This is a genomic window from Allobaculum sp. Allo2 (assembly GCF_022701175.1).
Lineage (GTDB): Bacteria > Bacillota_I > Bacilli_A > Erysipelotrichales > Erysipelotrichaceae > Allobaculum > Allobaculum fili.
Genome location: NZ_CP078088.1, coordinates 277908 through 297681 on the forward strand (window position 1 = coordinate 277908; position 19774 = coordinate 297681).

The 19774-nt window shown below is 51.1% G+C and carries 22 protein-coding genes and 1 pseudogene; 12 read left to right on the forward strand and 11 right to left on the reverse strand.

What is annotated here, in order from left to right; genetic code table 11:
- The first annotated feature begins 173 nt into the window (after positions 1-173).
- From KWG61_RS15755 to KWG61_RS01785, 3 genes are read left to right on the forward strand one after another with little or no spacing between them, the layout of a single operon-like run.
- Positions 174-569, forward strand: coding sequence for an oligosaccharide flippase family protein (locus KWG61_RS15755; RefSeq protein ID WP_256460739.1), 396 nt, complete (start codon positions 174-176; stop codon positions 567-569).
- Entirely contained in the window at positions 536-1171 is a 636-nt protein-coding gene (locus tag KWG61_RS01780; protein ID WP_256460740.1) for an oligosaccharide flippase family protein, read from the forward strand. The genes KWG61_RS15755 and KWG61_RS01780 overlap by 34 nt, the downstream gene beginning before the upstream one ends.
- Positions 1168-1593, forward strand: coding sequence for a polysaccharide biosynthesis C-terminal domain-containing protein (locus KWG61_RS01785; RefSeq protein WP_242744759.1), 426 nt, complete (start codon positions 1168-1170; stop codon positions 1591-1593). Before KWG61_RS01780 ends, KWG61_RS01785 begins: the two co-directional genes overlap by 4 nt.
- 278 nt (positions 1594-1871) lie before the next feature.
- On the opposite strand, the gene KWG61_RS01790 is transcribed toward KWG61_RS01785, so the two are convergent.
- Both KWG61_RS01790 and KWG61_RS01795 read right to left on the reverse strand, forming a co-directional pair.
- Positions 1872-2741 carry a transposase gene (locus KWG61_RS01790; RefSeq protein ID WP_242743677.1) on the reverse strand — a complete coding sequence of 290 codons (870 nt, stop codon included), beginning with the start codon at positions 2739-2741 and terminating at the stop codon, positions 1872-1874.
- On the reverse strand, positions 2738-3181 hold the full coding sequence (locus KWG61_RS01795; protein ID WP_242743450.1) for a hypothetical protein: 444 nt from the start codon (positions 3179-3181) through the stop codon (positions 2738-2740). The genes KWG61_RS01790 and KWG61_RS01795 overlap by 4 nt, the downstream gene beginning before the upstream one ends.
- 306 nt (positions 3182-3487) lie before the next feature.
- On the opposite strand from KWG61_RS01795, the gene KWG61_RS15760 reads away from it, so the two are divergent.
- The 4 genes from KWG61_RS15760 to KWG61_RS01805 all read left to right on the forward strand — a co-directional run bounded on the left by KWG61_RS15760 (position 3488) and on the right by KWG61_RS01805 (position 6460).
- Positions 3488-3742 carry a DUF4422 domain-containing protein gene (locus tag KWG61_RS15760; RefSeq protein WP_256460741.1) on the forward strand — a complete coding sequence of 85 codons (255 nt, stop codon included), beginning with the start codon at positions 3488-3490 and terminating at the stop codon, positions 3740-3742.
- Positions 3655-3978, forward strand: coding sequence for a DUF4422 domain-containing protein (locus KWG61_RS15765; RefSeq protein ID WP_256460742.1), 324 nt, complete (start codon positions 3655-3657; stop codon positions 3976-3978). Before KWG61_RS15760 ends, KWG61_RS15765 begins: the two co-directional genes overlap by 88 nt.
- Positions 3979-4021: 43 nt before the next feature.
- Positions 4022-4246 carry a DUF4422 domain-containing protein gene (locus KWG61_RS15770; protein WP_256460743.1) on the forward strand — a complete coding sequence of 75 codons (225 nt, stop codon included), beginning with the start codon at positions 4022-4024 and terminating at the stop codon, positions 4244-4246.
- Between the two features lie 381 nt (positions 4247-4627).
- The gene (locus tag KWG61_RS01805) at positions 4628-6460 is read left to right on the forward strand and encodes an LCP family protein (RefSeq protein ID WP_230268518.1); all 1833 of its coding nucleotides are present in this window, start codon (positions 4628-4630) and stop codon (positions 6458-6460) included.
- 149 nt (positions 6461-6609) lie between these two features.
- Here the strand turns inward: KWG61_RS01805 and KWG61_RS01810 are convergent, their stop codons facing one another.
- The 3 genes from KWG61_RS01810 to tnpB form a co-directional block, all read right to left on the reverse strand.
- The gene (locus KWG61_RS01810) at positions 6610-7968 is read right to left on the reverse strand and encodes a transposase (RefSeq protein WP_242743384.1); all 1359 of its coding nucleotides are present in this window, start codon (positions 7966-7968) and stop codon (positions 6610-6612) included.
- Positions 7969-8006: 38 nt separating this feature from the next.
- A complete protein-coding gene (locus tag KWG61_RS01815) occupies positions 8007-8450 on the reverse strand; it encodes a hypothetical protein (RefSeq protein ID WP_242743428.1) in 444 nt (147 codons plus the stop codon).
- Positions 8451-8542: 92 nt separating this feature from the next.
- Positions 8543-8929 carry an IS66 family insertion sequence element accessory protein TnpB gene (tnpB, locus tag KWG61_RS01820; RefSeq protein WP_230268547.1) on the reverse strand — a complete coding sequence of 129 codons (387 nt, stop codon included), beginning with the start codon at positions 8927-8929 and terminating at the stop codon, positions 8543-8545.
- A 424-nt stretch (positions 8930-9353) separates the two neighbouring features.
- Between tnpB and KWG61_RS01825 the strand changes: the two genes are divergently transcribed.
- Positions 9354-9572: a hypothetical protein gene (locus tag KWG61_RS01825; protein WP_242744760.1), complete on the forward strand. Its 219-nt coding sequence runs from the start codon at positions 9354-9356 to the stop codon at positions 9570-9572.
- 443 nt (positions 9573-10015) lie between these two features.
- Positions 10016-11110, forward strand: a complete 1095-nt coding sequence (locus KWG61_RS01830) for a hypothetical protein (RefSeq protein ID WP_242744761.1) — start codon at positions 10016-10018, stop codon at positions 11108-11110.
- A gap of 177 nt (positions 11111-11287) precedes the next feature.
- On the opposite strand, the gene KWG61_RS01835 is transcribed toward KWG61_RS01830, so the two are convergent.
- The 3 genes from KWG61_RS01835 to KWG61_RS01845 form a co-directional block, all read right to left on the reverse strand.
- The gene (locus tag KWG61_RS01835) at positions 11288-12061 is read right to left on the reverse strand and encodes a hypothetical protein (RefSeq protein WP_230267320.1); all 774 of its coding nucleotides are present in this window, start codon (positions 12059-12061) and stop codon (positions 11288-11290) included.
- An 822-nt stretch (positions 12062-12883) separates the two neighbouring features.
- The gene (locus tag KWG61_RS01840) at positions 12884-13348 is read right to left on the reverse strand and encodes an AIM24 family protein (protein WP_242744762.1); all 465 of its coding nucleotides are present in this window, start codon (positions 13346-13348) and stop codon (positions 12884-12886) included.
- Positions 13349-13352: 4 nt separating this feature from the next.
- Positions 13353-13715 carry a hypothetical protein gene (locus tag KWG61_RS01845; RefSeq protein ID WP_242744763.1) on the reverse strand — a complete coding sequence of 121 codons (363 nt, stop codon included), beginning with the start codon at positions 13713-13715 and terminating at the stop codon, positions 13353-13355.
- 325 nt (positions 13716-14040) lie between these two features.
- On the opposite strand from KWG61_RS01845, the pseudogene nrdG reads away from it, so the two are divergent.
- Positions 14041-14585, forward strand: a pseudogene (nrdG, locus tag KWG61_RS01850) (anaerobic ribonucleoside-triphosphate reductase activating protein).
- A 194-nt stretch (positions 14586-14779) separates the two neighbouring features.
- Here nrdG and KWG61_RS01855 read toward each other — a convergent pair.
- Genes KWG61_RS01855 through KWG61_RS01865 form a run of 3 tightly spaced genes read right to left on the reverse strand, consistent with a single transcriptional unit; the run spans position 14780 to position 17947 of the window.
- A complete protein-coding gene (locus KWG61_RS01855) occupies positions 14780-14947 on the reverse strand; it encodes a heavy-metal-associated domain-containing protein (RefSeq protein WP_242744764.1) in 168 nt (55 codons plus the stop codon).
- A complete protein-coding gene (locus KWG61_RS01860) occupies positions 14944-16383 on the reverse strand; it encodes an HAD-IC family P-type ATPase (RefSeq protein ID WP_242744765.1) in 1440 nt (479 codons plus the stop codon). The genes KWG61_RS01855 and KWG61_RS01860 overlap by 4 nt, the downstream gene beginning before the upstream one ends.
- On the reverse strand, positions 16313-17947 hold the full coding sequence (locus tag KWG61_RS01865; RefSeq protein WP_242744766.1) for a cation-translocating P-type ATPase: 1635 nt from the start codon (positions 17945-17947) through the stop codon (positions 16313-16315). The genes KWG61_RS01860 and KWG61_RS01865 overlap by 71 nt, the downstream gene beginning before the upstream one ends.
- Before the next feature lie 32 nt (positions 17948-17979).
- Here KWG61_RS01865 and KWG61_RS01870 point away from each other — a divergent pair, with 32 nt between their 5' ends.
- Positions 17980-18231: a hypothetical protein gene (locus KWG61_RS01870; protein ID WP_242744767.1), complete on the forward strand. Its 252-nt coding sequence runs from the start codon at positions 17980-17982 to the stop codon at positions 18229-18231.
- A gap of 701 nt (positions 18232-18932) precedes the next feature.
- Positions 18933-19652: a M56 family metallopeptidase gene (locus KWG61_RS01875; protein ID WP_242744768.1), complete on the forward strand. Its 720-nt coding sequence runs from the start codon at positions 18933-18935 to the stop codon at positions 19650-19652.
- Positions 19653-19774: the final 122 nt, after the last annotated feature.

A 19774-nucleotide genomic window follows, 5' to 3' on the forward strand; every position in this document is an offset into this window, starting at 1 on the left:
TCTGCCCGTCTAAGTTTTCCTCAGGTATATGGAAAAAGCAGAAAAACTTTATTTTTACGGCGTTTCAGAGAGCTCGAACCGATTCGAGCTTTCTTTCTATGCGTTTGTGTGCCATCGGCTCACGGTGCATTCTGCACCATGTGCATCTGAAATTCTGAAGAAAGGATCCTTCCATGTCGAAACGCGCTTCGAACCGGCCGTCCATCACGGTCAACTTCTTCATGAATTTCCTGCTCAACATTTCGTCCGTTCTGTTTCCGCTCATCACCTTCCCGTACGCCTCGCGCGTACTTGGTCCAGCCGGGACCGGCGCGGTCGCCATGGGAACCAGCTACGTTTCCTATTTCACTATGGCGGCTATGCTTGGCGTACCTGTCTACGGGGTGAGAGCGTGCGCGTCGGTACGGGATGATCCCGTCAGACTGTCCATGACTGTGCAGGAACTTCTCATTCTCAACCTGATCATGGGCGCCGTCGCCTACGGGGCTTTTTCCTTTCGCTTATTCTCGTCCCGTCGCTTGCCAGCGAGCAGACGATGTACATCATCTGTTCCGCGGCGATTTTTCTGAACATCATCGGCATGAACTGGGTCTTCCAGGCGCTTGAACAGCTGACCTACATTTCGATGGCGGGCATGTTTTTCAAGGCGCTCGGTCTGGTCCTGCTGTTTCTGCTGGTGCATTCCGCCCATGATGTCAATCTGTACGCGGCGGTAACGGTCATCAGCTCCTTTGGCTCGGGCCTGATCAACTTCTGGTACCTTCGCAAACTGGTGCCTTTTAAAAAGCGGGGAAAATGGAACTTCCGTCAGCACTTCAGGCCGATGCTTCGTTTCTTTGCGATGGCCGTGGCTTCTTCCGTTTATACGAGTCTGGATGTCGTAATGCTCGGCTTCATGAAAGACAATACAGCCGTCGGCTACTACAACGCCTCGGTCAAGGTCAAAACCATTCTGGTGACGATGACCACTTCTCTTGGTACTGTACTGTTGCCGCGCCTTTCCTTTTATGCCCGGCATCATCAGATGAAAGGCTTCTGGAAACTCGTTTCGAAGGCCTTCTCCTTTGTCCTTCTCTTTCCATTCCCTGCTGTCTCTTTTTCAGCAATATGGCCAAAGACGTCATCCTTCTGCTTTCGGGTGCGGAATTTCTTCCCGCCATTCCGGCGATGATCGTGCTCATGCCGACCATTTTGCTGATCGGACTGACCAATATTACCGGCATGCAGATTCTTGTCCCCCAGAACGAAGAAAAAACAGTCCTGTATTCCGTCATCGGCGGAGCGCTGGTCGATTTTCTTCTTAATCTGGCTCTGATCCCCTTGCTGGGCAGTACCGGTGCGGCGATTGGAACGCTGGCTGCCGAAACGGCGGTACTGATCATTCAGTTTGCGCGGCTTCGCCGCCCGCTCAGGCGCCTGTCCCGGCGTATCGAATGGGGGCCGCTTCTTTGGGGCATGCTCTTTGCCTCGCCGGTTCTGCTGATCAGCTCTTCCCTTCTGAACGCGGGTCCGTTCTGGCGTCTGGCTGTCTGCGCCATTCTGTTTTTGGCGTCTATGGCGTCGTGCTTCTGCTTCGCAGAGAATCCATTCTGATGCAGCTGCTTCGAAAGCTCATCGCCCGCTGATCCAGACGGATGCTGCTTTACCCGCTCCCAGTTTTGTTCTTTATCGAGAATTCCCTGTCGCGTATCCCCTTGTATCCTTTTTTGTATCCTTTTTTCCAATGTCATTAAGTTAAGGAGGGATAAAAATCGTATACCCTGTTCATGAGCGTTGTCATTTCTTATATTTTGCGTCTCAGGCATGACGAAAAGGATGATTTTCTACCTGTTGAAAAAATCATCCTGATGACTTTTCGGTTTTCAAATCTGTCACTTCTTCTTTCTGGTATCAGCTCTTCCTTCTCTGATCGGAGATATCCTGGCCAGAAGAAGATCTTCCAGTGTACTCAAGCTGATTCTGGCTTTTTTGAACAGCCACTGTTGAATCGTTTTGATGATGAATCCGAAATCTGCCTTCTGCTTGTGCTTTTTGGCCTGAGCGATGCGCTTCTGGTGCTGACGAGATCTTTCTACCTTGTTGCGCAAACGGGAACAAAGATTGTAGAGAGTCATTTTGGCATAGATCTCTGCCTGGACCAGATCAAGCTTCCTTGAATGAGTCCATTCAAGATCGGTGTTTCGTTTCAGTCCCCTGAAGCCGACTTCAACCTGCCAGCGCAGACGGTAGATCTGCTTGATGTCCTCGGTCCCAAACTCAGCTTCCGACAGATTGGTGCAGACGGTAATGAATGATTCATTCCCTTCGCAGGCAGCTTTGAACCTCACAACCCTGATATTTAAAGGGAGTTCAGTCGTTTGACCGTCAAATTCAGGCTGCTTCCTGTACGAAGAGATGTACTTATAGACATCCCAATGGTCTTTGACATGCCTGTTGTTTTTACTGGTCAGAATCACATTGAAAGGAATGTCATACTCTTCTGACTCGGGAGTCTTATAGTACTTGAGAATGCTTGTAGATGATGTCTCGTCTTTGATACGTATGACAAAAGGGACATGTTCCTTCTGCAGGCGATAGAAAGACATAAGAGCTTCGTATCCCCGATCAGCGATGAAGATGGCTTTCTGAAATGAAGAACGCTGAGCGAGTTCAAGAAGAGCTGAATCTTCATTCTTCTCAGAGCCGGGTTGAAGCAGCGCGTCAGTAAAGACGGAGTTGAGGGCGTCGAATTCGGCATTCAAATGAACAAAGTGCCTCTTCTTGCCTTTTTAGAAGCGCCATAGGTGATGTCATTGTCCTGTTCAGGAAGAACTTGAATCTCGCTTCCATCTACAGCGAGGAGGCGATAACCCTTGAAGGTTTTAACATCAGAGCTGGAAGTTGCCTTGTTAAACCGATTGAAGACGTTTTTATAAAGTGAAGAGTTGATTTTGGAACGGGCCTGAGACACAGCAGAGGCTGAAACAGATGATCCGCCCTTAAACAGGATCCAGGGAAAGGAAGCAGCGAGGGATTCCTCTGTCAGCTGAAACGGAAGAAGGACAAGCTCATGCAGGTCAATCTGCCGCTTACGGGTGAAGGCGGACTGAGAAGTAAAATTGGCAGGGTTCGCCGTTTCTGAGCTGATGATATTGAGGAAGGTGTTTCTGAAGAAAGAACATTCTTTGGCGATAGCAGTCATAGGGAAAACTCCTTTAAGTTCTCCCCATCGGCTGCGAAGCAGACGCGCGGCGGCAGAAATTTGTCAATAGATTTTTAGAAAAAGTGAAAAACTCGAATCATTCGAGATTTGACTTGAAGAGTAGAAAAAGACCACATCACTGCTTAACGCTGATGTGGTCTGAGAAATCTTAACTTAATGACATTGCCTTTTTTCTAAAGCAAAAACAAAAGCAGCTGCGAAACCAATACGAAACCAGTAAAAGGAGGCGTTCATGTCCACCCCTTCCCTGAACTTTCCGCGAAGAAAGCTGACCACCCTAAAATTGTGGTTGCCGCCCATAAGCCGTATCCCATGCCGGACGATCCGCTGTATCTGCCTGTACAGGCGGGCGCAAAAGGCAAAGACTCCATCGGGTTTGCCCGCGACGATCAGGGCGACTCGATCTCGTCGGCCAATCCGTATTTAAGCGAGCTGACCGCCCTGTACTGGGCGTGGAAAATCTGGACGAATCGTGCGATGCCTTTGGACTGGCCCATTATCGCCGCCACTTCAAAGGCGACGCGCCCATCCCGTCTTTAAAATGCAAGGTGCTTTCGCAAAAACAGGCCGTCGAACTTCTGCACGACTGCCCGGTCATTCTGCCCAAAAAGCGACGCTACTATATTGAAACGCTCGAATCGCATTACGCGCATACGCTCGATCCGGCGGATCTCGATCTGCTGGCGCAGGTGATCCGCGATCAGTATCCCGAATACGAACCGGCGCTGTATGCCCACTTGAAAAACGCAGCGGTCACATGTTCAATATGTTTTTAATGGAGCGTTCCCTGGCCGACGCGTACTGCACGTTTCTTTTGGGGTGCTTGAAGAAGTCATGCGGCGGGCGCATCTCGAAGAAAAAGACGCGTTTGCGGCCCGCATGCCCGGACGGATCAGCGAATTTCTGCTCGATGTCTGGATTGATACCAATGAAATCTGCTGCATCGAAATTCCGCTGACCAGCACCGAACCGGTCAACTGGTTCAAAAGGAAGCGCTTTTCTCAAAGCCAAGTTTTTCTCGAAAAATATTCCTCTTCCTTTTAGCCGGACTGCCCATGGCTGGCGTACAGTCTTTACGGATCTTTGTCTGCTCAATACGAGCCAACCGAATTCACCCGCAGGCTGGTATGGCTTACGCGATCCGGTATTTTAAGCGGGGCCGCTCTGGCGAAACGTACAGAACTGTCGGTTTCATCCCCGACCGTTTTTGCTTAAAATGAAAAGCTATAAACTGCCGGCACGCCTTTGCGCGCGGCAGACGTCGCCCTTTGTCCCCTGACTTTTGTTAAGATAAAGGACGTATACAGTTTTCCGTCTGCCCCGCGGCTTTTGCCGGCGGATTTTGCAGACCGAACATCGTATCTTCACTGGATTCGAACCCTTTGCTTCAGCTTTATCCATCCCCTTCAGAAAGGCAGGTATGTTATGCGACACGTTCACCCCAGAAAATCCAGCCATCCTTCCAGAGGATTCCAGGCGGCTTCGATTATTCTTTCGATCCTGCTGGCCGGATTTACGGCTTTTGCGGTTTATGAACTGATCACCCTGAATATCTTTCCTACCCAGATCACCTGGGGCCTGAGCGCCATTCTGGTCGTTCTGGCCATTCTCATCATTGCGATGCAAATCTGGCTGACCCGGAAAAAAGGCGCTCGCATTCCGGTAACGATTCTTACCGTCGTGATTATTGCGGCCATGGGCATGGGCGGCTTTTATGTTTCCAAAGCCACCAGCCTCTTTTCGACCGTGACCGATCTTTCCCCGGCTTCGCAGTACGTGGTGGAAATTATTGCCATGAAAGATTCGAGCTGCAATGATGTCGAAGATCTCAAGGACAAGAAAATCGGCATTTTGCGTACCGTTGCCCGTACGTATACGGACGACATGGTCAACGTTCTCAACAGCAAGAACGTTCCGTTCAACGCCTCCGAATACGACGGCATCGTCGATATGGCCAACGCGCTTTACGATCACCAGATCGAAGCGATGATTCTTCCTTCCGCCTACCGCGGTCAGATTTCCGACTCGGATGACCGTTTCAAGAGCTTCTACGACGATACGAAAGTCGTCTTCTCCGCCGCTTTTGAAACGAACAGCACGACGACCACAAAAACCGTTGACGACATCAACTCGACGCCGTTTAACGTGCTGATTACCGGAACGGATTCCCGCAACGGCTTTGGCGAAGTCGGCCGAAGCGATGTGAACATGATCGCTTCCGTCAACCCGAAAACCCATGTGGTTCTTCTCACCAGCATTCCCCGCGACTACTACGTCGAAACCGCCTGCCCGGCTGAAAACGGCTGCGCAGCGGGCCAGATGGACAAGCTGACGCACACCGGTCTGCACGGTACCGAAACGACAAAAGCCACGATCGAGAAGCTGCTCGGCATCGAAATCAACTACACGATGCAGGTCAACTTCAGTTCGGTCATCAACCTCGTTGACGCCTTAGGCGGCATCGATATTAATGTTGCGCCTGGCTATGCGGTTCCGTCGTTTTACACGGATTCCCGCTATGGCGTACAGGAAGGCATGAACCACCTCAACGGCGAACAGGCTCTTGCCTACGCCCGTGAACGCTACGCCTACAGCGAAGGCGACCGTCAGCGCGTGAAAAACCAGCAGCAGGTTCTCATGGCTGTCGCCAGAAAGGTGCTTTCCCCAAGCATCATTACCAGCTACCCGTCCTTAATGGACGCTTTGAGCGGCGCCTTCCAGACCGACCTTTCCGAAGAGGAAATCAAGGCCCTTCTCCAGAAACAGATTCAGGATAATCCGGACTGGACGTTCCTGACCTACTCGCTCGATGGAACAGGCGAAACAAACTTCTGTGCGGAACTTGGACAGAACGCCTACGTCATGGTTCCGGACTACGAAACCGTAGCGACCGCTAAGAAGCGTATTGACGGCGTTCTCGAAGGCAAGAGCCCGCAGGAAATCGACGGTTCGACCGGAAGCGCCGATGACGTCGACAACCAGGCAGCCAACCGCCCGCAGGCCGATTCCGCCGCGTCCAGTACAGCAGACCAGCCGCAGAACGAACCGGATACGGATCCCGGCTATACCGACGCCATCCAGGAAGATCCTGGCTATGACGCGCCGATTGACAATACGCCGCAGGTAACGCCGCCGGTGCAGCAGCCTGTCAATCCGCTGCCCGATCCCGTACCGACTCCGCCCGCACCGGATCCAGTCGTTCCGGATCTGCCGCCAGCGGAAGAACCGCTCCCCGTACTTCCCGAACCGGAAGCCTGATTGAAAGAATTCAGCCTCTCTCCAATGCGGAAAGAGGCTTTTTCATGGGCGATTCCGGAGTAAGTGTCAAACAATCGACGGGTATACGCGAGACTGAATATTAGATACGCTAAACGGGATCCCTTTCGAGATCCCGCTTGGCGTATTTTTTATTCTTCATCGTTTTCTTCATACTTCGGATCCGGTCCACGGTATCCAATTCGAAGATATTCAGGTAAATCCTTTGAATACGGCAGAAGTGACTTCAATACATCTACCGCGATTTCATCGTCTTTGAACCATTTGAGTTCATCCAGAACGTACTCCATGTAGCGCTCTGGATTTAAGTCGTTCATTTCAGCCGATCGAAACAAAGTCATAAACGCTGCGACGACTTCCGCACCTTTGATACTCTTCGTAGTCTGGAAGTTTTTGCGATTGATCACGAATGGCTTTACGGCTCTTTCTGCCACATTATTGTCGATCGGATAATCACCGTCTTCCAGGTACCTTCCCAGCGAGTTCGCTCGATCCATGAAGTACTTGGCTGCTCTGTAGGCGGTGCTTCTTTCCTCGAATCCACTCTGAATCTCCATCATGACTCTTGTGAGTCTTTCAAAGCAGGGCTTTGAAAGTTCCTGCCGAACTTCGGTTCTCGCCTCGTGCGAGTAAGAAGCAACGTGGGATTCGATGTGGTAGAGCTTCCCGAACAGAGACAGGGCTGTGAGCAGAATCTGGAGACCCGGACTTGGTTCGGGTCTCTCTGTTTCGTCCAGCTGGGCTGCCGCTTCTGCGGCCTCTTCGTCGTTCTCCAGTGTGGTCTTTTCCCACTTCAGGACGTCTGCCTGATACTGCGCGAAGTCTGACCGGACTTTGATGGCTTCGAAGATCTTTCTTCTCGCATGGGCCATACAGTTGAGCTTTCTGCAGGGGCCATAGTAGTTGGCATATGCATAAAGCCCGTCTGTCATAAGGGCATGACGAAAAGAACCGCCAAGGAGGGCGATTACGAACTCCTGTTTCTTGTAAGGGAAAAACTTATAGACAGCCATCTGGTTCTCTTCATAGATTCCGCTGACGGCGACAACCATAGAAGACTGTTTTCGATCTTTAACCTCCGTGCACTTTAAAACCGTCTCATCCATATGGACGACGTTACAGTTTGGGAGATCCTCAATCATTTGTTTTACGAGGGGCTTCAGATAAAGATCGTAAGTTTTTTCCAGGATGTTGCCCATGGTCTGACGGCTGATCGGCAGTCCCGTGAGACTCAGGTGCTTTTCCTGACGATAGGCCGGGGTTCCCATTACGAACTTATCGTAGGCAATTCCCGCGACCATAGAGGAAGTTGCGACACTCTTGTCGATCAGTGCAGGCTCGTCAGGTTCGGCGGTGCGGATGATGGCTTTCCCGTTTTCATCCGTACACTTGTTTGGGCACGCGACTGTCTCACGCAGCACTTCTTCCAGCCTATAGCGAGCGGGAATCCGATGAATCCTATAGTGACGTTTCATTCCAACAGTTTTCATCTCACAGCCGCAAACTGGGCAAATGCGCTTTTCCCCTTCTACACTGAAGGTAGTGGTTTCTTTGACCGCTTCCTGCTTTCTGCACTTGGTGGAAGGTTTTTCTTGCTTCCTTCAACAGAACTGAGCTTTAAATCTTCAGCTTCTTTACGATAGCGGTCTCCCTCTTCCTGATATTTCGCAGCCCGGTTAAAACAAACATCGGCTTTCAGATCAAGCTGAGCCAGCTGTTTATTCAGAATATTGATATCTGGGCCGCCGTCCTCGTTTTCAGAGTAATCCAGTTTCAAGGGAACCATCTTTTCCGTAGAAGGACCAAAGCGGCCGCTTTTCACGGCTTTATTGATTTCTTTAGCGAAATAGAGATCCAGGTACATATCCTCAATAAATTTGTCTTTCTCTTCTTCCGTCATGGTGCTGATCTGATGATGAAGATCTTCGAGGAGCTCGTTGCGGATTGTCTGGTAAGGGTTCGGCACATTCATGTATTAATTTTAACATATTTAGAGCGATAGATAAAGTAAATGGGATGATTTATCTTGATATTCCTTCAAGAAAATCATCCTTTTAAATTGGTTTAAACATACTTATAAGTTCGTGGCAGAAATGCCGGCTGGGGAACAATCGACAGACCGGAAAGCAGAGAAGCCAGCTGCGAACAGTCAATTCGCATGAAGTCGGACTGGTCAGTGCTGACAGGCCACTGAAGGGAAGATCTGGAGAGTCGCTTATAAACAAGCCAGAATCCATTTCCGTCACGAAGGATACCTTTGATCTTGTTCTTCTGTCGATTAACGAAGAGAAAGAGGGATCCATCCAGCGGATCCAGAGCGAGAGGTCCTTGAACCAGGGAGACGTAACCGTCAATTCCTTTGCGAAGGTCAGCAGGCATCTGAGCCAGATAGATGTTTTTAACTTTGGAGAAATCGATACCGAGATCGATTGCAGGGATGATTGATTCCATGAAAAAGCCTCCTTGAATAAAGGAATTATCCCAAGGAGGCGGTCGAGAAAATACCCGTCTTTTATTTGACGCTTACATTCCGGATACGCTCTTTGAAGCGTTCTGTATCTTTTAACCCGGCTTGCTTCATTTCTTTCATTTGTTTGCGTTTTCAATATGCGTTTGTTTTCGCCCGAATTGGCTAGTAGAATAGAGGGCGAATCAATCCGCGAAAATGGCTGTGCAATTGTTTTTGAACTGACAGCTTTCGCGGCATCCCGTATCCTGCTATGCAGGAGATCTTTCGCCCCGCGCTTTTTTGAGAAGAGCCCGGGCTGAATTCTGACTCTGCTTTTTCATTTGCCCGCTTCCGCAGCGGCCGGCTGTCTGTTCAAGACGCTGCCCTGTGCTGGTCCGGGTGTTTAAGAAAGGAAAAATTGCTGATATGAAATCTAATGTCCGCTCTCTGGCAGCTCTGCTGCTCTCCGCCTCTCTTTCTCTGGGAACCTTCCCTTTATTTGCTCAGGAGAATACCGCACCGGAAGAAGAAACTTCGACCGTAACGGATTCTTCCGCTGCAGATGCCGCAAACGAAGAGGCGCTGAAAGGGAAAACGATCCGGGAACCAGCCCGTCCGGTACTCCGTCCAAGCCGATTCCCGTAGAAAAATCCAGAACAATCAGACGGAGAAAAATCCGGCTGCGGATTCTTCCGATTCCAGCTCGGACTCTTCGGATTCTTCCGACTCTTCTTCGGAAGAAAAATCGGAGTTTGTAGAGTACACATCCTCCGCTTTTGACAAGGAAAAGAACACGCTGACCTGCACGTTTACCGTGAAAAAGTTCCGACATCGCTGGCCTTCCAGCTGAACTGGGTTCAGACCGCCGGCGGCGATGCTGAAATTGATCCGGAACCCGCTTCCATTACGGTCGCAAACAAAGCGATCGAGATCGACGGACGCGATCAGACGACTTCGGACCTCGACGGAAAATACCTGTATTCCTTCTCCGCGGATCGGCTTAGGATCTGCGCGACGGCGACGTTGTCGTCTTCACCTTCAACGCCTATTCCGGAAGCAAGGATGTAGAAATCCGTACCACTTCCCAGGTGTATGCCGGTAAAAACGCGACTGACGCTTCCCACGACGAAATGCAGGAACAGAGCTGCGATTTTGAACTGACCAGCGACTGGTCCTCCGTTTCCAGCAATTACTCCGCACAGGATGCGACCTGGACGCTCGATCTCAAAGCCAGCCAGAAGCCAAAATCGCTCAGCGTTCGCTTTGAATCCAGTCCGGAAGCTCTGCTGATCAAGGATCAGACTTCCGGCTCCAGCGAATCCGCCCGTCTGCCGGAAGTCACCGTTACCGTAGACGGAAAAGAAATTGACGGCGTAAAAACCGAACTTCAGACGAAAAGCAAAGCCGATTCCAGCACTTCGGATTCTTCGAATTCGTCCAGCTCCCAATCCAGCACCAAAACCGCTGCCAGCACAAACGGCGTTCTCGTAACGCTCCCGCAGAGTGCCGTAGATGCCATGACAGCAACCTCAAGCATCAAGTTTGTCCTGAAGCTGAACCGCAACGCTCCTGCCGGTGACAGCCGTATCCTGGCCGATGTCGACAACGGCATTCATACCATTCCTTACGAATCCAAGCATGCGTTCCGTTTTGTCTGCGACCCAGTGACCGGCTACGAATCCTACAACAAGAACGATCAGACGATGACCATCAATCTGACGCTCAAAAACAAACCGGAAAAAATGGTTCTGACCTTCACCCAGGAACAGGGTACGTATCTCACAGGCGTTAAAACCGTGAAAGTGGACGGAACCGAAGTAAAACCGGAAATTGCCGAATCCACCAACGATAAGAAACAGAAAGTCTATACCGTTACCTTCAACGCCGATCAGGTGAAGAACATGAAACCGGACACCAAGATCAGCGCGATCCTTTCCTTCAACCCGCCTGCTTCCGGCAGCGGAACCGAACAGATCATTCTCGGCTTTAACGACGGCATGATCGAACGCAACTGGAACACCGATCCGTTTAACGTAGAAAAAGCGGCACAGCCCAAATCGAGCGGTGCAGACACAGCTACCCAGACGAACCTGTACCCGATGATCGGTCTGTTCATCGGCGCTCTCGTTGCCCTTGGCGCATTCTTCATCATCACCCGCAAAAACAATAAAGGCGCGAAATAATCGACGCCCTGCCAAATAAACGCTCTGAATACGCGGGCCATCCTTGAACACTCCCTTGAACAGGCTGCTTCAAGAACACCCGCCGGACGGAATACAAAATATACAGCCCCGCTTTCTTTGCCAGAACGAACTGGAAAGAAAGCGGGGCTGTTCTGTTTCCAACGCTTGATCCGAGGATCAGGAAAGTGAGGACTGCTGCTTCGAACGCTTACGGTCGCCGGACACTCTGCGGCCATGCTCGCGGATTTCTTCCCAGTCTTCGAGCAGTTCATCCATCAAAAACGCGTACGCCTGCTCATCTTCCTCGCAGGCCAGGTGAGCCAGAGCGGAAAGCGCGGAATAGAGAATGTATTCTCTGGGATATTCCACGACGTAGGGATGCACCTGAACGATCTTCCGATCCAGATCGACCTGCATCGGCCATGGCTGATCGGCATGAATCTCCAGTACGGGAAAAGGTCCATCCAGTCCGGCGGCTGCCAGACGATCCGCCGAATCGGCCCAGGCTTCTTTATAGGCGATCTGCAGGCGCGCATTAAGATCTTCGCGAATGAGCGTACGGATGTGGTCAAAAACGTCCAGGCTGGACGTATAGATGCGGTATACGCTTTCCTCAAGCTTGCAGAAATCTTTACCCGGTAAAATTTCTTCGTGACAGGGGAAACCGAAAATTGTGCGCACAGAGAACGGATACCCGTTTTCCTCACCCAGATCGATTGGACGGGAAAAGTCCCGGTTTCGAATCCGCGTCGCAATCTGACAGAGAAGATCCGCTTCTCGAGACTGCAGACTCGACAGAATTTCTTCTTCTTTCTCATATAGCGAAAGAGAAATATGCAGGGACAGATCCTCCCTGACGTACAGAACAGGGGCCGGAATCGCCTTCCATTCGATGGTGATCGGAAACGGTCTCTGTCCGAGCATCAAAAGCCGTTCTCGTCGTATTTTCATATCTTTCGTATTATTCTTTCCCATTTTACTAGGCCTCTTGGTATGAATACGATGATATATCCGATGAGTTCAGCCGTGCATTTTGAGCGCTCATAGTACATTTTTGACATTTTCCAGCCTTTTTGGCAAAAATGTATAGAACTATTTTTTATGAGCATTAAAAAAGCATCCTGGTTATAAAATCCAGAATGCGGGCCTTTAGGCTTGTTTCTGCGGACAGGCGGTCAGCTTGCCCACGTATTTATTTTTTCCTTTAGATCATTCGCCGCGGTCTTTCTCGCACCGAAGCAGTTTCTGCTTTTCCTGGATCAGCTTTTCCAGTTCATCAAGAATCGCTGAATCCTCGGTCTGACGAATGAAGTTCATCGCCAGCTCATAAGAGGCATTATCTGCCAGAGACTGGGCAATGTACTGACTTTGCGAAATAATCGGCTTAAACGTACGCGTCAGTGCATTTTTGTGATAGCTGAATCCAGCTACCTCAATAAATCCGAGCGTCTGTAATTTTTGAGTACGATCTGGATCGTATTCCGGCTGAGTTCCGGGAAGCCAGCAGAATTTCGTGTGCAGATATAGGCTGTTCGCTGTTCCAAAGAATATTCATTATTTGGGATTCGCGTTTGGTCAGTCCGTTTTGTTCCATAAATTCATCTCCCTATTGCGTAAAAATTCAATCCGGTTAAATCGCCGATTGAGTTTAACCACTTTTCCACCATCTTCATTTTAGTAAAACGAAATTTTTTGAACAACGATTATACAAAAGAACAGACAAAAATAATCAAGAATTTCCTACAAAATCCAAATCTGGCCTCATTTCGGCATTCAGCTGACCGTATTGGAAGAAGCGCTCTCGTTTTTGGATGCAGAATCTGCTAAAGCGTCTTCGGACAGCTCTTCCCGGATAAATGGCGCGAGAAGGACCTTGCCGGTTCCTCGGTACGTATTCACAAGTCCTTCCTTGCTGAGAAAGGACGCTGTGGCTGAAGAGCCCGGCGTTTCCACGGTCAGCGTCAGGCTGCCCGACCAGGCGATCGCGAAACTGCCGTCCACGCGCAGCACATCGTCGGTAATTTCCACAAGAATGAGCTGTTCTTCCACGCAGGGCGAAAGAATGGCCGCTGTGCCCTCTCCATCCAGACGCATGGAAAACAGGCCTTCCTTGGCAAATACGGCCGAAGACAGACTCGTCCGGCTGGTGACGCTCTGGCGTACGCCGCCGGAGCAGGCAAGAAAGCTGTTGGGCGAAATGACGATGCCGTCAGGCCACTCCGCCAGATCGATCAGCAAAATCTCATCGTCTACCGGCTCGCAGACGATCGTGCCTTCCCGCGATAGCAGGGGAGACGGCTTTCTGCCCCGTCATTTTGCCGGTAATCATTTTCCCAAACAGCGAAGTCACGTTGCGCACGCCGCTGTCCATTTCGCAATAACCGACCATCCACTGCATCATGCCTTCCGCAATGCGCACGTCATCGACATCGAGCGAACAGACGAGCTGGCGTTTATGCTTGCCCATTTTCGCCGCAAACCAGGCTTCCATGGCGTTTTCATACGGGATCGAATAATCCAGCTTGTGCTTGAGCACGCGAAACGGGCCGGACTGGTCTTCAACGCTCACGTTAGGGCTTGTGGTCAGATTGTATACGGCGTACATGGCTTTCTCCTTATGGCGATTCACAGACGGATCGCCGCTTTTTCTTCTTTTTCGTTCTCTCTTCTGATTTTACCGTCTGCTCCCGGCTTTTTCGATGAAAGGGTCTGGAATCGGCGGGATCCGCGACTTTGCGCGGGCGCAGATTTCTGCAGACTCCATCTGCGCTTGTCGGGTGTACGGTATTTTTGACAGAAAATTCTCTGCCCGTTAGTATTGGCTATGCACCCTCAACCCCTAGGCCGCCTGTCTGGTGACTCAGCCGCTGAAGATGCGAAAAAGATAACTGGATTTATATTCATATATAAAAATGTAAAGGAAAACTATCATGAATTACGGTGAAATTAAAAAATTTGATATTGCCAATGGTACCGGTGTCCGCGTTTCGCTTTTCGTCTCCGGATGCCTCAATCATTGCCCTGGCTGCTTCCAGCAGGAAACCTGGGATTTCGACTATGGAAAGCCATGGACATCCCAGACCGAAGACGAAATCTTAAAAGCGCTGGCTCCGAAGTACATCGACGGCCTGACCGTTCTTGGCGGCGATCCGTTTGAAATTTCCAATCAGGAAGCCGTATCCCATCTGGTTGCGCGCGTTCGTGAAGAACTCCCGGAAAAACGATCTGGATGTACACCGGCTACATTCTCGACCGCGACCTGCTCGATGGCGGCCGTCGCCACACCCCATGGACCGACACCATTCTGAACAGCCTGAACGTCCTCGTCGACGGCCCGTTTGTGGAAGCCAAGAAAGATCTCTCACTTCTGTTCTGCGGCTCGTCCAACCAGCGTCTGATCGATGTTCCCGCGTCGCTCAAGGCGCAGGATATCGTCCTGTACGATCCGACCTTCTTCGGAAACGGACAGAACTAGCCAGGCCGTTCGCCTAAACGCGTACGATCATCCCATTTGAAAAACCGCTGCCTTTCAGCCGTAAAAAGGTGCCTTTCGGCACCCTTTTTGTACTTTTCTGAAACTTTACCAGTGTAATACAGTGAAAAAACTTTGTTTTCGGCTTCAATCCTTGAATCAGTCATCGATTGCGGATACCGAATAGCCGGCTGCGGTTACGGCTTTTGCCAGTGCAGCTGCGCTGAGATCTTTCCCGTTACAACTGCCTTGCCGCTGGCGAGATCCACTTTTACGGATTCAACGCCTTCTACGCCCTGCAGCGCTTTTTCAACGCGGGCAACGCAATGCTGGCAGGACATGCCGTCAATAGTCAGAGTCATCATCTCACCTCCTTCGCCTGCTTCGTTGCTGGATTTTTCCAGTTTTGCGATCTCTTCAAAATATCGCCTTCTTCGGGCAGCGTATCTCCGCAAAGGGTAATCTGCTGCGCCGGGGCACTGTAAACCATCCAGGTCAGTTCTGGATAGTCTTTCTTTAAATCATCAAATAAAGCTGTAATTTCGCCTTCGTTTTGCGGATGGAAATCCTTGAGGAAGGCACTCATCTGCGGAATGGCTGTGCGGGTTTCATAGCCGGCGTCCTTTACCGCTTCTTCATAGGCCGAAAGTTCAATCGGACGATCGGCCAGAACGAGGGCTTCGCCCGGTTTCAGCGTGACTTCTGCAGCGCGTACGCCATCGATCTTCTGCAAAGCCTGCGTTACATGCTTCTGGCAATGCGCACACGTCATGCCGTCTACGTCAAAGCGAACGGTCTGTTCTGCCGCCGGTTCGGCATTGCGCGCTGCAGGCGCTGCCTGAGCCGCTTTTGCGGATTTCGCATCGCCCCATACGAGCGGGGTTCCCTTCAGGCCTTTATGCGCCGGTTCGGACGGTTGGGCTGTTTCTGCCCGTTTCTGTGCGGTGGAAGCGGCACTCACTTCGGATGCCAGTGCAGAGGCGGTCATCTCAGCGGACGGCACAGCGGGCAGTTTGGAAATCTGGATGGCTTCCTGCTGCTTTTCGGCTTCTGGGCTTTCCATCTGGGAAATCGCCTTGGCCGGCTTGAAGAAGCGCAGACGCAGGGCATTGAGGCAGACGGTAACCGACGAGAAGGACATCGCTGCAGCGCCGATCATCGGGTTGAGCAGCCAGCCGTTAATCGGGTAGAAGAGACCCATGGCAACCGGGATGCCCAGGATGTTGTAGAAGAACGCCCAGAACAGGTTTTCCTTAATATTGCGAATGGTGGCGCGGGACAGCCCAACGGCAGTAACGACATCGAGCAGATTGTTTTTCATCAAAACGATATCTGCGGATTCCATCGCGATATCGGTACCGGACTGAATCGCAAAGCCGACGTCAGCACGAGTCAGAGCCGGGGCATCGTTAATGCCGTCGCCGACCATGGCCACGATCTTGCCTTCGTCTTCCAGTTTGCGAATAACTGATTCTTTATCGCCCGGCAGAACATCCGAGATGACATTGCTGAGTTCGAGGCCCTGCGAAACCGCCTTGGCGGTCTGCGCGTTGTCCCCCGTCAGCATAATGACATCGATGCCTTCCTTGCGCAGCAACGCGATGGCATCGCGCGAGGTCGGACGAATTTCATCGGCCGCGCCGATGATGCCGCAAAGTTCATGATCAAAGGCGAAGAAGAGCGGCGTTCCGCCTTTGCGCGCAATTTCTGAAGCAGCTTCGAGCGCTTTTTCATCGAGCGCTACATGTTCTTCGTTCATGAATGCCTGGTTGCCGGCCTGAACGAAAATGCCGTTCACCATAACTTCCAGACCGCGTCCGCCAAAGGCCTTGAAATCCGAGGCCGCATACAGACTGCGGTTTTCTTTTGGCTTCTTCCAGAACCGCTTTAGCCAGCGGATGTTCCGAACCGGATTCCGCCGAAGCAGCAATCGTCATAAACGCATCGGCATCGTATCGATCGCCAAACAGGGTGAGGGATACGACGGCCGGTTTGCCGCGGGTAATGGTTCCGGTCTTGTCGAGAACCACGGTATTGACTTTCGCCAGTTCTTCGAGCACGCCGGCGGATTTGACGAGAATGCCGTACTGCGCGGCTTTGCCGGTCGCGACCATGATGGCCAGCGGCGTGGCCAGACCCAGCGCACACGGGCAGGAAATAACGAGTACGGAAATCGCGCAGTTCAGCGCAAAGCCAATGCTGTGGCCGGCGATCAGCCAGCCGATCAGGGTAACAAGAGAAATGCCGAGAACGACCGGAACGAACACGCCGGAAACCTTGTCGGCCAGACGCGCGATTGGTGCCTTGGAGTTGCCGGCTTCATCGACCAGCGAAATAATTTGAGAAAGCGTCGTATCGGAACCGACTTTCGTCGCCCGCATGACAAACGAACCGTTCAGGTTGGTCGAAGCGGACATGACCTCGTCGCCGATGGCTTTTTCGACCGGCATCGATTCGCCGGTAATGGCCGACTGGTCCAGCGTACCGGAACCTTCCACAACGGTACCGTCGACTGGAATCGAGGCACCCGGAACAATGCGGACCAGATCTCCGGCGCGGACGTCTTCCGCCGGGATTTCCACAAAGTCATCCCCGCGTTTTACAAATGCGGTTTTCGGCGCCAGACTGACCAGTTTGGCCAGCGCGTCGCCGGTTTTGGATTTGGAGCGCGCTTCGAGATACTTGCCCAGAGAAACCAGGGTAACGATCATCGCCGCACTTTCAAAGTACAGCGCGTTCATGCCGGAATGGATCAGTTCATGATCCATCGTTCCATAGCCGTACGCCATGGTGAGCAGGCCGTAAAAGCCGTAAATAAAGGATACAGAAGAGCCGACCGCAACGAGCGTATCCATATTCGGGCTGCCGTGAAGCAGAGTTTTAAATCCGTGCGTGAAGAAATCCCGCTGAATGAACAGGATTACCGTGGACAGGAACATCTGGATGCAGGCATCGGCCATCATCCATTCCATATCCATGAAAAAGGAGAACACGCCCAGCATTGGAAGCATGGAGAAGCAAAGCAGAATTGCCAGCAGAATAAGCGAACAAATCAGCTTTTTCTTTTTGTCTTCCGTTTCCTTGCGAATGCGTTCGCTTCGATCTTCCCAGATCTGCGCGGCACTTTCCGGTTTGGAGGAACCCGTTTCCGCCTGCTGAAGCGTGGCGGAATAGCCGGCATCGGCTACCGCTTTTTCAATCTCGGCCGGATTGACGAGCTTTGGATCGTATTCCACCCGCATGTTCTGTGCGAGCAGAGACACGTCCGCGCTTTCGACGCCGTCCAGTTTGGAAACGGCCCGGGTAACGGCTGCCTGGCAGGAAGCACACGTCATGCCGGAAACGTCAAAGACTTGTTTTTCCATCTCTTTTTCCATAGGACCATCCTTTCTATACCGTGATTCTTTATGTTCCATACAGTCTGTACACCGGCGAAATCGACTTGCGGCTCCGCCTTTTTCGGATGGGAAATCCGATGGAAAACCGGACAGAAGCAAGGCGCCGCAAATCGGAGTCGATTCAGACTGCAGCCTTCAAAATCAAAAACATCGTAAAAGAAACTTCCATCGATATCCCGGATAATGCCTGTTCTCTGAGCGGTGCAGAAAACTGCAGCGAGTGCATAAAGATCAGCACTCACATCCCCTGAGTGCTTGCAGAGCCATTGTAGCACGCTCTTTTCGATCGGTCTTCTCAGAAGTTTACTTAAACAAACTCGCAAAAAACGCTCTTTTCTGGAAGCGCTTTTCCAAATGCTGATTTTCGTTTCCAAATCGTTATTTTTTTAGCGTCAGTATGAATTTTTGGTATATTTTCCCGCGGGCTTAGACAAATGTAAGCGGATGTATTAATAGCAAAAACAGCGCAGGTCCAATGGATATACGGATTTTCCGTCATGATTGTATTTTTAGCGAATAATTTCAAATTTTCATCGAATAGATATATTCCTTTAAAAAATTGCGTATTTTATACTTTTGAGTTTGATGAGCATTTTTTTGCTAAAATAGAACCACTTGGATTTGCATGCGGTTTTCCCCGCACAATGCAGCATGCGATCCGTCCCTTCCATTTTTTAAGCCTCTGAATTGCAACTCCGAATATGGAAAGAAGGTACATTATGCTGCTGTCTGTCTATTCGGTATTCATGGCGCTTCTGTTTTGTATATGTCTGATGGCTGTGCTGGCTGTACTTCTTCATAATTCTTCTCTGGCCAGCCGCATTCATCCCTGCCTTTTATGGCGGTATTGTGCACCTATTTCTTTCGCATGTTTCTTCCCTGCAGCTTTCAGCTCGGGGTCGAGCTGCCCTGGAATGGCCTCTTTCCTCTGATCGATCACCACCTGGAAACCGTGTCGTTTCTTGGTACGAACGGCTTTGGCTGGCTGAGCTGGATCTGGCTGGCCGGCGCGGCTATTGCGTTTGTGCGATACCGGCGACGATATGAGAAAGAACAGGTTCTGATGGATATGGTTCTCGATACCGCAAAACAGTACGCGATTACCGATTTCATCCCGGACTACTGCGGTCCGGACTTTGATCTTTATATTTCTCCGTCCGTTCCGTTTTCCTTTGTACGCCTCGATCATCATCCGGCTATCATCCTGCCGGACGTGCCGATGCATCCAGACGAATATGAGTTCATCATTTTGCATGAGGTGTGTCATCTGTGCAACGAGGACGCGCTCTTGAAAAAGCTGTATCTGACGCTGACGATTGTCTACTGGTGGCTGCCGGGCCTCACGCGGATTCGTCCCGTGCTGGAACTGTTCAGCGAAATCCGCGTCGATCGACAGATCACCGAACAGCGCACGCCGCTAAATCGTCTCAATTACTCCCGGACGGTGCTTCGCTTTGCGGCTCCGTCTTCCCGCACGTTTCCGCATACCAACTTTGTGCGGCTCTCCGCCTTTTCCCGCAGCACGTCGACCCGTGCTCTTGAATCGCGCATCCGCGTTCTGATCGACACGTCGCAAAGCGAACCGAAACAGCCGCCTGCGGCTGTTCTCTGGATTCCTTTTGCCTGCGCGTTTTTCTCTTCACTGATTCTCATTTCGATTTACGCGATCTGAATCCGGCTTTCTTTTCAAAGATCCATCCGGTTTCTGCACTCTGCACTGCACATGTAAAAGTCCCGAATCGAACCGGTTTCTGCCGCTTCGCATTCGGGACTTTATTCGTTTTGCAAATGGAT